This window comes from Hymenobacter sp., assembly GCF_036387835.1.
GTDB lineage: Bacteria > Bacteroidota > Bacteroidia > Cytophagales > Hymenobacteraceae > Hymenobacter.
On record NZ_DASVSY010000107.1, the window covers coordinates 25628 to 40799 of the forward strand.

The following is a 15172-nucleotide window of genomic DNA, read 5'->3' on the forward strand; positions in this document are numbered from 1 at the left end:
CCCACCTATGAACAAGTATCTAATCCGCGGACTAGTGGCTACGGCCACCAGCTTGGTACTGGCGGTGGCTAGCACCTCCTGCACCAACGACCTGGATCAGCAGCCTAAGTATGAGTTGACGCCCGATAAAGTATACGTTGACTTGAATGGCTACCGCCAGGTACTGGCCAAACTGTATGGCGGCTTTGCGCTGACCGGTCAAATAGGCCCGGCCAATCCTACGGCCAATGGTGGCGACCTCAACGGCATCGACGAAGGCACCTCCGACTACCTTCGCCAGTATTGGAGCGCTCAGGAGCTAACCACTGATGAGGCTACGGTAGTTTGGAACGACCTCGGCATTCGCGACTGGCACAACATGAATTGGGATTCCAGCAATCCGCTGATTCGGGGTTTGTACAGCCGCATTTACTTTGAAATTGCAACCTGCAACCAGTTTATTCGGGAGTCGAGCGACGAGAAGCTGGCCGCGCGCCTGAGCGGCAACGACGTAGCCACCGTGAAGCGCTACCGGGCCGAAGCGCGGTTCCTGCGCGCGGTATCCTACATGCACGTCATCGACTTGTATGGCAACGGCCCGTTTGTAACGGAAACCGATGCGGTGGGCTTCACTAGCCCCCCCTACTCCACCCGGCAGCAGCTCTTCACGTACGTGGAAAGCGAGTTGACGGCCCTAGCCGCCGACCCTGACTTCGCCGAGCCCCGCACCAACGAGTACGCCCGCGTAGACAAAGCCGCCGCCTGGGCTATGTTGTCGCGCCTCTACCTGAACGCCCAGGTGTACACGGGCACTGCCCGCTACGCCGATGCGGCCACCCAAGCTAAAAAAGTAATCGATGCCGGCTACTCGCTGGTCACGGCAGCAGCCGGCAGCGTAGCCTCGCCGTACGGGCGCCTTTTTCTGGCTGATAACAATACGGCCCCGGCGCGCAACGAGATTATCTGGCCGGTGGCCTTCGACGTCAACAACACCCAGAGTTACGGGGGCACCACGTTTCTGGTCAACGGCGCCACCGGCTCTTCGGCCGCCTGGCAGGCCCGGGTGGGCCAGTCGACCGGCTGGACGGGTTTGCGCACCACCCGGAATCTGTTCAACCTTTTCCAAAACCCGGGCGGTGGGTTGGTATCCGATACTACCCTCGACACCCGCGGCCGTTTCTGGACCAGAAAAAACGACAACTCAGCCCGCTCCCTGGAAATCGGTGATTTATACGATTTCGAGCAGGGCTACGGCGTCGTGAAATTCCGCAATGTGAATTCGGCCGGCGCAGCGCAGGGTGCTGGCCTGAACTTCTCGAGCGTTGACTTTCCAATGATTCGCTTGGCCGAGGTGATGCTGACCTACGCCGAGGCGGCCATACGCGGTGGCGGTGACCGGGCGCTGGCCCTGCGCTACGTAAACCAGCTTCGGGCCCGGGCTTTCAACAACCAGCCGGGCAGTGCCATCACCGACGCGCAGCTCACCGACCGGTTCATTCTAGATGAGCGGGGCCGGGAGCTGTTCTGGGAAGGATACCGCCGCACCGACCTGATTCGCTACAACCGCTTTGTAGAAAGCAGCTACCTCTGGCCCTGGAAGGGTGGAGTTGCCGCTGGTCGGGCCGTCGAGCCTTTCCGGGTCTTGTTCCCTATTCCAGCCGCCGACTTATCGGTGAATCGTAACCTCCGTCAAAACGACGGCTACTAGATAGTAGTGAGTAGTTGCTTATACCGGATTATATCGGAGCACTTAGAGCCTATGTAAACAGAAGTTGTCATTTCAGTGCAGTTGGAATGACAACTTCTGTTTCAGACAAACACTGAAGAACTGGCCGGTGCTACCTCCGAAAGCCGGCCTGCTTTTATTCTCTTTTCCTTTAAAACTTCCTGTTGTATGAAAAATTGGTTTTCTCAGCTTGCAGGAGTGTGCGCCTTGTTGTTTGTGTTTTCGGCTTGCGAAAAAGACGAAACCAAGGTTACGCTTACTCCTTCGAATACTCCTACCCTCGCGGCCTCGACTAGCACGGCCGTGCTGGTGCAGGGCAGCAGCTCCCGGCCGGCCGTCACCTACACCTGGACTCCTATCACGTCCTTGAACTGGAGTGGCGCTGAAAACACGTATTCCCCGGCTATCACCTACACCCTGCAAATAGACCGCCAGGGCAACAACTTCGCCTCCCCTGTTTCTATCGATGCCGGTACTGGCCCAACCACCGTGCTAACGTACGGCCAGCTTAATGCCAGCCTCAACAGCCTAGGCGTTACCCCCGGCGTTGCAACTCCCGTTGAAGCGCGGCTTCGGGCCAGCTTTGCCGCAAATAGCCCCTTGTACTCGCCGGCTGTCGCGCTGACGGCTACTTCTTACGAGTGTAAAGCCCCTACTTCCACCACCTGGGCTATCATCGGCCCGGCTGGCATGGACTGGGATACGGATGTGCAGCTGACCTACGACTGTGACCTGCAGGCCTATACCCTAACCCGCGCTTTGAAGGCTGACAACTTCAAGTTCCGGTCCAACAAGGCTTGGACTACGAATTATGGCGCGAATGCCCGGGATGCCAACAACACCGGGACGCTGGTTCTAGATGGCCCGAACATCACTGTTCCTACCGCGGGCACCTACACCATCATCTTTGATCTCAACAGGATGACGTACACTCTGACTCCTAACTAACCTGGTAAAGATTACTTTTTTGCAAAAGGCTGCCGTGCTTCGGCAGCCTTTTCTTTTGAAATGCTCTGCCCAAACTCTCTCCGCTACTGTCCTGATACGTATGCGGTTCGTGTACAAGGGAAATTTTTCTTTGCTTTGTCACTCACTGCGTTTTTTTACTCTGCCCCAACCTTTCCTTTCCTATGATTCTTATTGCCGACGGCGGCTCGACCAAGAGCAACTGGTGCCAGCTTGATAACGCTGGAAACCGCGTGTTTTTTAACACCGAAGGATACAACCCCGACTTTATGGGCACCGAGGCTATTGCGGCCTCCCTCGAAAAAAGTTTGCCTGGCACCTTGCCCCGCCAAGAAATAACGGAAGTGTACTACTACGGAGCCGGCGTATCAAACGCAGAGAAAGCCGAGCGAGTAGCGGCCGCCATGCGCCAGATTTTCCCGAATGCCAAGGCGAAAGTAGCCGAGGATTTGCTGGCGGCGGCCCACGCCCTGCTTGGCGATAAGCCCGGCTTCGCGGCTATCCTGGGTACTGGCACCAACTCCTGCCTGTACGACGGCGAGAAAATCATTTACAACGTGGATTCGCTTGGTTACTTTCTCGGCGATGAAGGGAGCGGCTCGTTTATCGGTAAGCGCTTGCTCCGCGACTACCTGCGCGGTTTGCTGCCCGACGGCCTGCAGGAAATCTTTCAGCAAGAGTTCAAGCTTACCCGCGAAGAGGTTTTGGATCGGCTCTACAACAAGCCGCTGCCCAACCGCTTTCTGGCTAGCTTCGGCAAGTTCACCTACGACCACAACAACATTAGCTACTGCCGCGAAATTGTGTTGCACGGCTTCGAGACGTTCTTCGAAAACATTGTTGTCCACTACCCTAACTACCAGCAGTATACCTTCAATTGCATAGGTTCGGTAGCTTACAACTTCCGCGATGCCCTGGCCCAGGCAGCCCGCAAAAACGGTATGGAAGTCGGCAAAATCATCCGCTCCCCCATCGACGACTTAGTATCATACCACGAAAGCAAGCTTAGGACTACTTGATTTCGAGTTTTTAGTTGAAAAAGAAGGCCGATTCCTAATGGAATCGGCCTTCTTTTTGGAATCCTAACTCTCTAAACAGCAGGCACTAATAAGCTGTTTGCGTTAGCTGAAAAACCGGTTTGAACGGTGTAGAGACGCCTCTTGGCGTCTCGTCGTTGAACAAAATCGGCGGGTTGGGCGGGCGCCCAGACGCCAGGAGGCGTCTCTACATCGTTCGAACCGGTTTTTGGCTAACGCAAACAGCATCTAAATCAATGTTGTACTATCAGCCGGGTGGTCTGCGTGAGTTGGCCAGTGCTGAGCCGTATGAGATATACGCCGTTGGCAAGGTCCTGAACAGGTAGGTTTAGCTCATGGCGGCCGGTTGCCTGACGAGCATCCACCCGGATGGTGCGCAGGGTGCTGCCCAACAAATTGTGAACGGTAACGGTAATAGCGGCTGGCGCAGTCAACTCATAGCGAAGTAGAGCGCTGCTGCTGCTTGGGTTAGGCGCGGCCGTCAGGCGCAGGGCGTCGGTGGCGCGAGCTTTGGTGCCAAGGACTGTGGCTTTCTTGATCAGGCGGGAAGTATATACAGCATACTGACCAGGCTGAAGCGTAATATTCGCGGTGGCATTGGCTACCGTGATACTGTCGCCGGTGAGGTAGTTGTACCATTTGCCAGTGCGCTGAAACTCTGGGTTGATAGGCTGGGTCACCACGTCGAAGTTGCCTAGTACGGTCATGCTCAGGCTCGGGTCGGTGAGATGCAACGACTTGGTGGCGCCGCTTACTTGCTGCGTAAAGGTGCCGGTTTCAAAGGCGGGCTCTACCTTGTGCAAGGCAATCAACTCGCGGCATACGTTGTAGAGCTTGCGTCGGTCGGCTTCCTGATAGTAGTTCCAGCGGATAGGCTTGGCGCCGGTACGGCCGTTGAAATCGATGCTCACATCGTAGCCTACTTCGCCAAACTGCCACACCATTTTCGGGCCGGGCACCGTGAAAAAGAAAGCCGCTGCCGCTTCCTGGCGGGCCAGGGCCGTAGCCGGGTTGCGCACGTCGTAAGCGGGGGCGCCGGCTTGGTTGCCGTAGGTAATGTTTTTGAACATCATCCGCTCCTCGTCGTGGCTTTCCATGTAGGTAACCAAGTTTGGATTCAACCAATTGCGGTTGCCAAAATAACCGCCGCTAAAGTTGGAGTTGGGGATGTAGCCCATCGAAGCCTCGTTATAGGCCCCGTTCATGTTACCCCATAGCATGAGGCCGGCGTCGGCCAACACTTTTTCTTCGCTGTTGTCGGCAAAGTGCTCCAAGATTGGGTACACCGTGGGGTCAATGGAGGTCAGGAAGTTGTGGTAGTCCAGCCAGATATTGATGCGCGACTGGTCGTAGTTGCCCCATTGGGCCACGTTGGTGCCGGAGTTGGTTTGGGTGAAGCCCTTGCTTAAGTCAAACCGGTAGCCGTCTACGTGGTATTCCTGGAGCCAGAACTCCATAACGCGCTTGCTGAAATACTTGGTGAAGGCACTTTCGTGGTTGAAATCGTAGCACACGTTGAAGGGGTGCGTGGCCGTGCGGTTGAACCAGGGCGAATTCGTGGCCGGGTTACCACCGTCGAAGTACATCTGTACCATGGGGCTTTGGCCGCAGCTGTGGTTGAGCACCATATCGAGCACTACGGCCATACCGCGCCGGTGGGCTTCGTCGATGAAGTTTTTGAGGGCGTTCTTGGTGCCGTAGTATTTGTCGGGAGCGAAGTAGAACGAGGGGTTGTAGCCCCAGGAGTCGTTGCCCTCGAATTCATTGACTGGCATCAATTCGATGCAGTTGATGCCCAGGCGCTGAAGGTAGCCGAGCGTATCGCGCAGGGTCTGATAGTCGTGACGGGCCACAAAGTCGCGCAGGTGCAGCTCGTACACCATCAAGTCGGTGCGCTTGGGCTTCTGGAAGTTATTCACTTGCCACTGGTACGGCGCCTGGTTGGTTTGCAGCACCGACACAATGCCGGCAGTTTGACCGGTGGGGTAAGGTTTCAGGTTCGGGTACGTGATGGCCGGGATAAACTGGTCGTTGCTGGGGTCGAGCACTTTCTCGCAGTAGGGGTCGGCCACGCGCAGAGCCCCGTCTACCTCGTACTGATAGGCATACTCCTGACCGGGCGTCAGGCCATTGATCTGCACCCACCAACGGGCGTTTTCAGCATCGGTAGCCGGCGTACGGTTCATGAAACTGGTAGTGGTTTGCTGCCAGTTGTTGAATTCACCAAGCACATACACAAACTGCTTGCCCGGCGCTGTCAAACTTAAAACCACCGAGGTGCCGCCGTTGAGATACGTAATACCGTCTTTTTTGGCGCCTGCTGGTAAGGCCGCCACCGTAACAGTAGGCCGTACCACTACCACCAGCGAATCAGAAACCGTGGAGCCGCCGTTGACCGCCGTGAAGCGCACGACGTTGCGACCGGTCTGCGTGATTGTAACGCCCGTGGTAAGCATAGTCGCCGAAGCCTGCTGTGCTACTTGCGCGCCATTTAGTCGGAAAGTGAGCTGTGAAGTTAAAGAAGCCTCACCGGTCACGTTGATGGTAGTACCCGGGGCCACAAATTGAGCGTTGCCACCGGTAGCGGGTGAGGTGATGCGCGCCGCTAAACCGCCCTGAAAGACATCTACAAAAATGTCGCTGCCGTTGGGTCCGCGTCCGACCACACTGCCATCAGCATTTTTGAAAATCATAGCCAGCCGCAGCATCTGCTCGGCAGCGGGTACGCCGTAGAACGTACGCGGCGTAAACGTGATACGATAAAGGTTGGCGTTGTTGGCGTCGCGCGTCATCAGCGCCGCCGGGTCGGCCGTGTTGAAAGAAGGGCTTTTCACATACTTCCAATCGGAAGGCGACGTGCTTTGATTGGTAATTACGCCGGTGTAGATGTAAACGGGCCCCGTGAAACCAGCCAGGCCGCCGTCCCCTTGGGTGGCGTCGAAAGTAAGTGTAACCGGAGCGTTGCCCTGGAAAAAGGTCGGCTGCGTGACAACCACCTGCGCCCGGACCGCCAAGGAACTGGTTAGTAGCAGCCACAAGCTGCTCAATAGTCGAAGTGCTTTCATGAAAAAAAGTAAAGTGGGAATTGGGGATGGGCTAAATGGGGATTCAGCCGCGAAAAAATGCTAATAAAGCCGAATAAAGGTAGTCAATCTGCACAGTCGGCTTGCAGCCCCACCGCAGCTTTTGTTTGTAGCTTTGTTGCCCCCTACAGGTAGACTGTGCCTTACTCCTTCTCCCCCTTTTTTCGCCTTTTTCTTGAGCAGCCAGTTGCGCAGTACTGCTTCAGTGCGGCCCTCACGAGCGTGTTGCTGACGGTTCCGGCACTGGCACAACAAGCCTCTTCGCCTGGTAGCGCGGCCGACACAGCAGTTTCCCTTTCAACCTCCCCTCCCCTGCGCCCCGATACCGTGGCGTCGCGCCTGAATCGGCGCTTGCCTTTGTTAGCGGCCGGGCTAGCCGTTTCGTACACGGGCCTCACGTATGCGCTTAGCAAAGGCTGGTATACCGGCGACAAAACCAGTCTCCACTGGTTCAACGACCTGCGCGAGTGGAAGCAGCTCGATAAGGCGGGTCACTTCTGGGGCGCTTTCCACGAAAGCAGAGGAGCCGTGGACATGCTGCAGTGGGCTGGCGTGCCCGAGCGTCGCGCTATCTGGTACGGGGGCTTTGTCGGGTTCCTGTTGCAAAGCCCCATCGAGCTACTCGACGGGCGCGACCCCGCCTACGGAGCATCGGCCTCGGACTTGGCTGCCAATTTTCTCGGCTCGGTGGGCCTTATCGGTCAGCAGTTGGCGTGGCACGAAGTGCGCATTATGCCTAAATACTCGTTCCACACAACGCCTTATGCCGCCCGTCGGCCTAATGTGCTCGGTAAGAGCCTGGCCGAACAATACTTGAAAGACTACAACGGCCAGACCTACTGGTTGTGCGCCGACGTGGGGGCCTGGCTGCCGGCCGGCTCACGCTGGCCTCGGTGGCTGCAGCCGGCCGTGGGCTACGGGGCTCAGCAAATGGTGTACAATGACCCCGCCACTAACGCCGCCGCAGGCCTGCAGTCTTACCGCCAGTACTACCTGAGCCTGGACATAGATTTGCGCCACATTCCAACGCGTAGCAAACTATTGCGCCGGGTGTTCTACGTGGCCAGCATCTTCCACATCCCCGCCCCGGCCTTGGAATGGAACAAGCGCCGGGGTTTCGTAGCGCGCGGCCTGTACTATTAGGAGTGAAGAATTAGCAGACGAAGGCCTTTGCTTGTTCCTCAAAAGTATGCAGCGCCTGCACGGTGCTATTTCTAGCTTTCCGTACAGGCGCTGCAGCCTTAAATCGAGACTTGCTCGGGTAGCTCTAGTTAGCTTATTCGACGATGAGCGTGAAGCTTTGTGGTTCGCCGTCGATAGTAGCTTTGAGGTAGTATGTACCGCTCACTAGCGTGGTAGGCAACCGGAAGGTAGACTCTCCTTCTGGCACCGACCGAGTGAGCAAGCTCACCATGGCACCCTGCTTGTTGAAGATGCGCAAGGTTACGTCCTGCGCTTTTTTGGCCTGCCACGTAATAGTTGGCCGTCCATCGGTGCTAGGGTTAGGGAAAACAGACAGCGGTACCGACAGCAAAGTCGAGGCGGAGGATGAGGCAGCTGCTGTTGCCGTTCTCGAACCGCTAGCCGAGCGGAAGAGCGCCGAGGCGGGAATGACTTGCTTGTTGATGCCCGGACCAGCGTAGCTCACATTAAACACCTCCTGCCCATCTCTTTCAAAGTAGCCTACCATAACAGCGTGCTTACCGGCTTTCAAGCCAATCGTGCCCGACTGCTCGGCTTGAGAGTGCAAGCCGTCGTTGTTGACTATCACGGTGCCGCCGATGGAGAGCACCGAGCCATCGTCGGAGGTGGTGTAGAAGGTGTAAGTACCGTCGGTAGGCACGTCTACGTAGCCGGTGTAGCGGAAGGCAAAGTTATCGTTGCGAGTACGCGGGGCCAGCGAGAAGGAAGCCGCGTCGCCGGTCTTAACCGGCGACAGCGTGCTGAAGTCTGGTACTTGGCTCCAGGAAGTTCCTTCGTAGTAAGAGAATGCTAAACCACTCACTGCGTCACTCGGGTTATCAGGGTTACGCAGGCCTGGTACGGGAGCGTTGAGTGAGGTACGGAAGAGCGCCGAGGCGGGAATGACTTGTTTGTTGATGCCGGGACCAGCGTAGCTCACATTAAACACCTCCTGACCAGCCCGCTCGAAGAAACCGACCGTAATAGCGTGCTTGCCCGCTTTCAGACCAATCGTGCCCGAGCCTTCCTGCTCGCCGTGCAAGCCGTCGTTGTTGACTATCACGGTGCCGCCGATGGAGAGCACCGAGCCATCGTCGGAGGTGGTGTAGAAGGTGTAAGTACCGTCGGTAGGCACGTCTACGTAGCCGGTGTAGCTGAAGGCGAAGTCGTCGTTGCGGGTGCGTGGGGCCAGCGAGAAGGTCGCTACGTCACCCGTCTTAACCGGCGACAAGGAACTGAAGGTTGGCACCTGGCTCCAGGAGCCGTGGTAGTAGGCGTATGATAAACCGCTCACTGCATTGGCTGGATTGTCGGCGTCACGCAGGCTAGCTACAGAAGAAACACTGTTCGCTGTGGCACGATAGAGCACTGAAGCCGGGATAGTTTGTTTGTTGATGCCGGGACCAGCGTAGCTCACGCTTAGAACTTCCCCGGCGCCTCCCTCGAAGAAGCCGACGGTAATGGCATGCTTACCGGCTTTCAAACCAATCGTGCCGGAACGCTCTACTTGGCCGTGCAGGCCGTCGTTGTTAACTACTACTGCACCACCAATAGTGAGCACCGAGCCATCGTCGGAGGTGGTGTAGAAGGTGTAGGTACCGTCGGTAGGCACATCAATGTAACCCGTGTAGCGGAACGCAAAATAATCACTCCTATTACGAGGCGATAGGGAGTAGGTACCGATGTTGCCGGTTTTAGCGGGTGTTAGAGCGCTGAAGTTGGGCACACTGCTCCAAGCGCCTTCGTAGTAGAAATAGTCGAGGCCGCTTGCTGCGTTGGTCGGATTGTCAGGATTACGCAGGCCAAGCGATGAAGCGTTGGTGTAGTGAAAATCAAGCGGCACGTAGGTGAAGTTCGGCTTGTTGGCTTCGGGAGTGAACACGTTGCCAATGCCTGAAACTGGACCATTGCATACGGCAATAGCATCGGTGGTAACGGCGGTGTTGGAGTCATGCCAGTAGTCGCCACCGTTTGTTTCTTCACTCACCAGGTAGTAGGCTGTGTTTGCAGCCAACGTAACCGGGTTAGCGAGGGGCACATAACTGAATTGGTCTTCTGTCCCTCCCGCCATGTTGACGGCCACAGCACCAGAAGCTACGTCGGCCCCATTGCTAGCGGCTACCAGCTTTACCGTGTGTGTTTGGCTGTTTCCGGCCACATACACTCGGCCTAGAGCAGTTATCCGAATAGGATTGTTTCCTACTGTGAATTTCATTCCGAGCCAAACGTTCTGGCTGTAACCTGGCAAGGCGAAACAAAGTACTGCCAGTAACGTAGAAAGTACAAACTTGGGTGTCTTGGCAAAGATGAAATTCCCAATCCAGCGAGGCATGCTGTGCGCAGTATGGTTTTGTTTCATGAAAAGTCCCGTTTAGTGCGTAGCATTTCGCTACTACTTGCTCTTGAATTCGTTTAGAAGATGTTGGTGCTTGCTTTGAGTTGCCGGGCTATTGTGTCAAACCAAGCAAGAGCTTTGACTAGCTGAAGATGGCGCCGCGTAGGTTCAGCTACAGTCTACCAGTTCTGAGAGGATGCGTGCCTGGAGGTTCTTGTTTCGAAGGCCCGTTACAGTACTTGCAGTGCACTGCGCAGGCAACCTATGGCTAGGTAATAGGGCGCTGTTGATCTAATCTTATGAAGCGAATTGCCTTATGGCACGTTGCTGCCAGACACCTGGAATGGCCGGCCTTGCAAGGGGTAAGCACCACCACATTCGAATTGGCCGTTGCCGCCTACCGGGAACGTATTGCCGCCGTTGGTGTGGAAATAAACGGTGCCGTAGCGGTAGTTTATAAGCTGCTTCCCGCTGTAGTCCGTTATGCTCACCACTGGCACTTCCGTACCGTGGTTATCGTTGTCTTGCACCCATACCGGGTCCTTGAGGCGAGTGTCACGCAGGGTTTTCGTAACAGTGGCTGTGTTACCATTTAATTGCACCCACTTAATAGCCCGCTCGCCGCGTGAGCATACAATAAGTTCTTTGCCTATGTTACAGGTGCCGGCGTCGTTGTTGGTGCCTTTGTTTTTGGAATACGCAATGCTAGTTGGGTTGCTTCCCACGGCCACGCTTCCTACTTCTCTGATATCTGCTGGCGTACCACCATTAGTAGTGCCGTAACCGCCCACGCCAAACAAGTGCAACGTACCGTCCTGCGTAGCTACATACGCTTGGTTGCGGCCGGGGATGATGTTGTTGCGCACTGCTGTTGGAGCCTGCGCCATGTCCACTACTTTGGCCACGGTTGGCGCAGAGTTTGGGGCTACATCAAATGTGAAAGGCCACTGATTCGGCAGCATCCCCGTATTCTGGGTAAGCAGGAAGTTGCTGCGCGAGGTGAAATACATGTTATGTATCTGCGCAAACAAAGGCTTCAAATCCAAGAAAATCACTTTCTTTTCAGCCTTGCTGATGATCGTAGCGTACCCACTCCGCGCATAACGGCCTTGGTTGGCACCCGAGGCAAAGCTCAGACGAGCTGCTTCGTTGTTTAGGTACAAATCCCTCGCCTGATAGCGTCGGTCACGCCCGTCGGCCGATACCAACCACCCATCGTTGTCGTCGCTGCTGGCCGTGTAATCCGTTGCGGTGCAGATTTCGGTGGGCTGCGTCATACCGGGCAAGTCTACGTAGCCCAGAATCTTAATAAATGTGAAGAGACCTAAGTTGCGCAAACCTGGATAATTAACTGACCAGTCGCCCCAGAAGGTATTGCCGGTACCTAGCGCCAGCACAGCTACCTGCCCTTTCTGCTGGTTGGTATCCCATACGGTTACCAGTGCAAACTCATTGTTGGGGGTAATAGAAATAGCGGTGGGCACCTTGCCCGGCGCTAGCTTCACGGCCGCATTACCAGGGGCTGTGTTACTGCCAAATGCGGCCACAAGACCAGATTGAAAGGTTATCAGGCTGTTTGCTGACCAAGTGTCTTGACCATAAGAATTAGCAATAGCCGTGGCTTGGCGCAGCGGCCCGCCATTCAGTATTACGTAATTCAACCGGGTTATCAAGTCTGGTATTGGGTTACCCTGACCATAGTATACCCAAGGCAGTTCCGGCTTCTCGCTTACCGTTCCCTCACCCATTACGAGGGTTTGAAGTACCGCTAACCCAGGATGCGTAATGGCATCAGGCACGAAGAGCAGTTGGGCGTGGTTGGAAAAGTAATCGTTCTTGGAAGGGTCTTGCGAACCAATCTGATAGTCCCAGCCGCTACCATTGCCGTGGTTATCGAACCGGCGGCTGCTTGGCTGGTATAAGGTTGGAAAACCGTTATCCGACAAAGTACTCGGTGCGCCATAACGGTATTCCATACCAGCGGCAAGCGAATAATTCTGGGCCAATTGCTGATAATTGGCGGCATCTCCCCCACCTGACACAACTGTTGTATTTCTTGGGGTTCCTAACGTTTTGCCAGTCAAAAACGGAGTTGGGGTTTGACTAAAAGCAGCATTGGCGGTTAGAAAAGGTAATGCCAGGCAACAGATAAGGCGATACTTTCTGAAAGCCGGGCCTTGAAGCCATTGCTTATTAAGTTTAGCCTCACTGTTGCTAATGCCCTTACAAAGCAGTTCTCCTATCACAGGACCTTCTATGTGGGGGGGTTCTAGCAGTGTATTTAAGCTGTGGTGCTGCCGACCAGATGTTCTAAAATTGGGGGAGCAGCGCTTTAACGTACGAGCTGTTGATTCGACCATTACAGAAGAAAAAATTGGAATGAAGGCGCTAAAGAATTAGCACTTTTTTACTGGCCTCTCTTTTGATTTTATTGCATTTTTCAAATCTCTTTAAAGCAAGCTCTTTAAGATTTGCATTAAGCCGTGCAATTATTTGTGTGACTTCAGCTAAAACTTACGCTACGTATTGAAAAACTTGAATGAGTCAAGAAAGCATTTTAGCGCATTCCCATGATTAAATCCCGTTAATAATCAAGGATATAGGAACAACGTTAGGAAAATCAGCTTCTTGAACTCATGTTATTCAATTACTGCTTCAGTTCTTTTAGAAGGCAACAACTTCTTACTACTGAACTCTGTTTAGGGGGCCCTATCACCACAAGAAAGTGATACTGGCTACCTCTATTTCGACCACAAGTTATTAATAACCCATGATAATCAAACCACGCCCTCTGTTATCCGTGTAGACACAGCTACCGCTAAGCCTTCTAATTATGAGAAATAATATCTGGGATGCAGGGGCACTATGTGGTCATTTACTATAGTTATTTACGCTCCATTAGTTGCGCTTACAATGCAAATAAGCAAAATAGTGCAAGCGTCAACTATAGACTTCCCACCCAATGAGGCACACCCTCAACCTGAATTTTTATGGCTAAAAATTACCTTGAAATTATTTTAATTTTCTTTAAAAAATTAAAATCTATATCCATAATGCAAAATTAGATTATCGAAATAGTTTGAAATACCTATGTAAGTCATCCTTAAATTTAATTTAACTTGCTGATAAAGAGATATATAAATCAGTATAACATATCATAATCTTTGCTCCCTTGCCTTTCTTGCGTCTGTTTTCAGCAATTGACGACTTAGAGATGCTTATTATATTGGTATCCTGACGAGCTAGTATTTCTTGGTGCAAAACTTACCACTTACGGAGGGAAACTACTTGTGGTTTCACTATAGCTTGAGAGTACCATGACGAAGGCGTATTTTCTTGCTTCACCTACTGTTTCGGATAGTAAAAAACGACGCACTGCATTTTATAGAAGCCGGACTTTGTTATGCTCAATCCCACACGTAAAAGTTCTATACTTGCTTTTTACCTAATATACTTGTTGCACAGTTGTCAAATTATTTCATATTCCTTGTTCCTAGGAGAAAATCTTGGCCCAAGGGAGCCAAATATGATTCATTTTCACCTCTTTATTAAATAATTATGTATGGTTAGAAAATTCATAAAACCAGACTTATACTAAGTTGTTAGATTGGGTTGGCTCATTCATTAAACAAGATTAATTTATCTTTAATCTTGTTTTAAATCTACTTTCCACTCATATTGGGCATCTCACACTTGTAGTTTAACCCATTCTGAGATTTGACATTAGGGCTGTAGCATGTTTGTACCTATTGCATTTTGTTTTTGCCTCCCATCTACAAGTTGTTGACAAACACAGCTTTCGCAGTTTACAGCTTGCATTTAGTGGCACCTGATTGGCATTGTTGCTCTGTTTGCAAAATGTAGTATTGAGGCTCTAGTATATGTTCGGCTCTTTTGCACACAAACATGGAGCTTTCTGCAAGGTGAGCCTGCAAGTCAAGACTTTTGCAGATGCTTCAAGCTCACACTTATCTATCAACATGCACTAAATCGTGTTCCATGACTCAGGCCGTGCCTGCTTTGCAAGGAGATTCACAAGCTGCTGAGTTGTAACAAGGGCATCAAGCTCTTTGAAGACTCCCGCAAAAAAAAGTTGGGCTACGGCGCTACGTTAGCTAGATCGAAATAAAAGCTTCACTGAGCTTCGCTAGGAGTCGGAAACAAGAAATTAATTAAGTATAAAGAGCCGCTAGTAAGACACGTAGTCTTGTTAGCGGCTCTTTTGCAGTGTACGTTACTTGATCTGCGAGACTCCTGCCTGTTGATTCGATCCTGCAGTTATGGTAGCCGGCACGCTCTTATACCATAATTATATACACACCTTATATAAGGTGTGGCCAACGACGTCACAGTTCTATCCCGAGATGTCTCGTCCGGCTCTAGCTATACAGGTTGTCCGATTCTGGAAAAAGGTTGTCAGTTTTCGGTGAGAGATGATTGTGCTTTAGTAGTCCTGACTAGAGCCTGTTATGGACTAGTAACGTAATTTGGGGGATGGCTCAACGAAGTGGTTACCCCAGCGACGTAACGGATGCGGAGTGGGCGTTTGTAGCGCCGTATCTGGCCCTAGTGCGCGAAGATGCGCCGCAACGGCAGCACTCGTTGCGGGCCGTGTTCAACGCCCTGCGTTACCTGGCCAAGACCGGCTGCGGCTGGCGCTACCTGCCCCACGATTTGCCGCCTTGGCCAGCGGTGTATCAGCAGGGGGCGCGCTGGCGCGATTACCGCTGTTTCGAGCCCTTGCTGGCCGATTTGCGCGAACTGGCGCGCCTGCTGGCTGGCCGTCAGGCCGAGCCCACGGCCAGCATTCTGGACTCGCGCACGCTGCAAAGCCCGCCCGAAAGCGGGGCACGGGCGGGCTATG

General features: G+C 53.4%; 8 protein-coding genes. 5 read left to right on the forward strand and 3 right to left on the reverse strand.

Going from position 1 to position 15172, the window contains the following annotated elements; translation table 11 throughout:
• Positions 1-7 precede the first annotated feature (7 nt).
• The 3 genes from VF639_RS20740 to VF639_RS20750 all read left to right on the forward strand — a co-directional run bounded on the left by VF639_RS20740 (position 8) and on the right by VF639_RS20750 (position 3690).
• Positions 8-1687 (forward strand): RagB/SusD family nutrient uptake outer membrane protein, encoded by a 1680-nt coding sequence (locus VF639_RS20740; RefSeq protein WP_331147857.1) that lies wholly within the window; start codon positions 8-10, stop codon positions 1685-1687.
• 186 nt (positions 1688-1873) lie between these two features.
• The gene (locus tag VF639_RS20745; protein ID WP_331147858.1) at positions 1874-2653 is read left to right on the forward strand and encodes a SusE domain-containing protein; all 780 of its coding nucleotides are present in this window, start codon (positions 1874-1876) and stop codon (positions 2651-2653) included.
• 182 nt (positions 2654-2835) lie between these two features.
• Complete coding sequence (locus tag VF639_RS20750; RefSeq protein WP_331147859.1) at positions 2836-3690, forward strand: N-acetylglucosamine kinase; 855 nt, start codon at positions 2836-2838, stop codon at positions 3688-3690.
• A gap of 251 nt (positions 3691-3941) precedes the next feature.
• Here the strand turns inward: VF639_RS20750 and VF639_RS20755 are convergent, their stop codons facing one another.
• A complete protein-coding gene (locus VF639_RS20755) occupies positions 3942-6773 on the reverse strand; it encodes a DUF4961 domain-containing protein (protein ID WP_331147860.1) in 2832 nt (943 codons plus the stop codon).
• 156 nt (positions 6774-6929) lie between these two features.
• Here VF639_RS20755 and VF639_RS20760 point away from each other — a divergent pair, with 156 nt between their 5' ends.
• Positions 6930-7934 (forward strand): YfiM family lipoprotein, encoded by a 1005-nt coding sequence (locus tag VF639_RS20760; RefSeq protein WP_331147861.1) that lies wholly within the window; start codon positions 6930-6932, stop codon positions 7932-7934.
• A gap of 133 nt (positions 7935-8067) precedes the next feature.
• Here VF639_RS20760 and VF639_RS20765 read toward each other — a convergent pair whose 3' ends face one another.
• Together VF639_RS20765 and VF639_RS20770 are read right to left on the reverse strand one after the other, a co-directional pair.
• A complete protein-coding gene (locus VF639_RS20765) occupies positions 8068-10188 on the reverse strand; it encodes a PA14 domain-containing protein (RefSeq protein ID WP_331147862.1) in 2121 nt (706 codons plus the stop codon).
• 434 nt (positions 10189-10622) lie between these two features.
• A complete protein-coding gene (locus VF639_RS20770; RefSeq protein ID WP_331147863.1) occupies positions 10623-12284 on the reverse strand; it encodes a hypothetical protein in 1662 nt (553 codons plus the stop codon).
• Positions 12285-14802: 2518 nt separating this feature from the next.
• Here VF639_RS20770 and VF639_RS20775 point away from each other — a divergent pair.
• Positions 14803-15172: transposase (locus VF639_RS20775; RefSeq protein ID WP_331147864.1), on the forward strand; the 370-nt coding region annotated here is incomplete at its 3' end.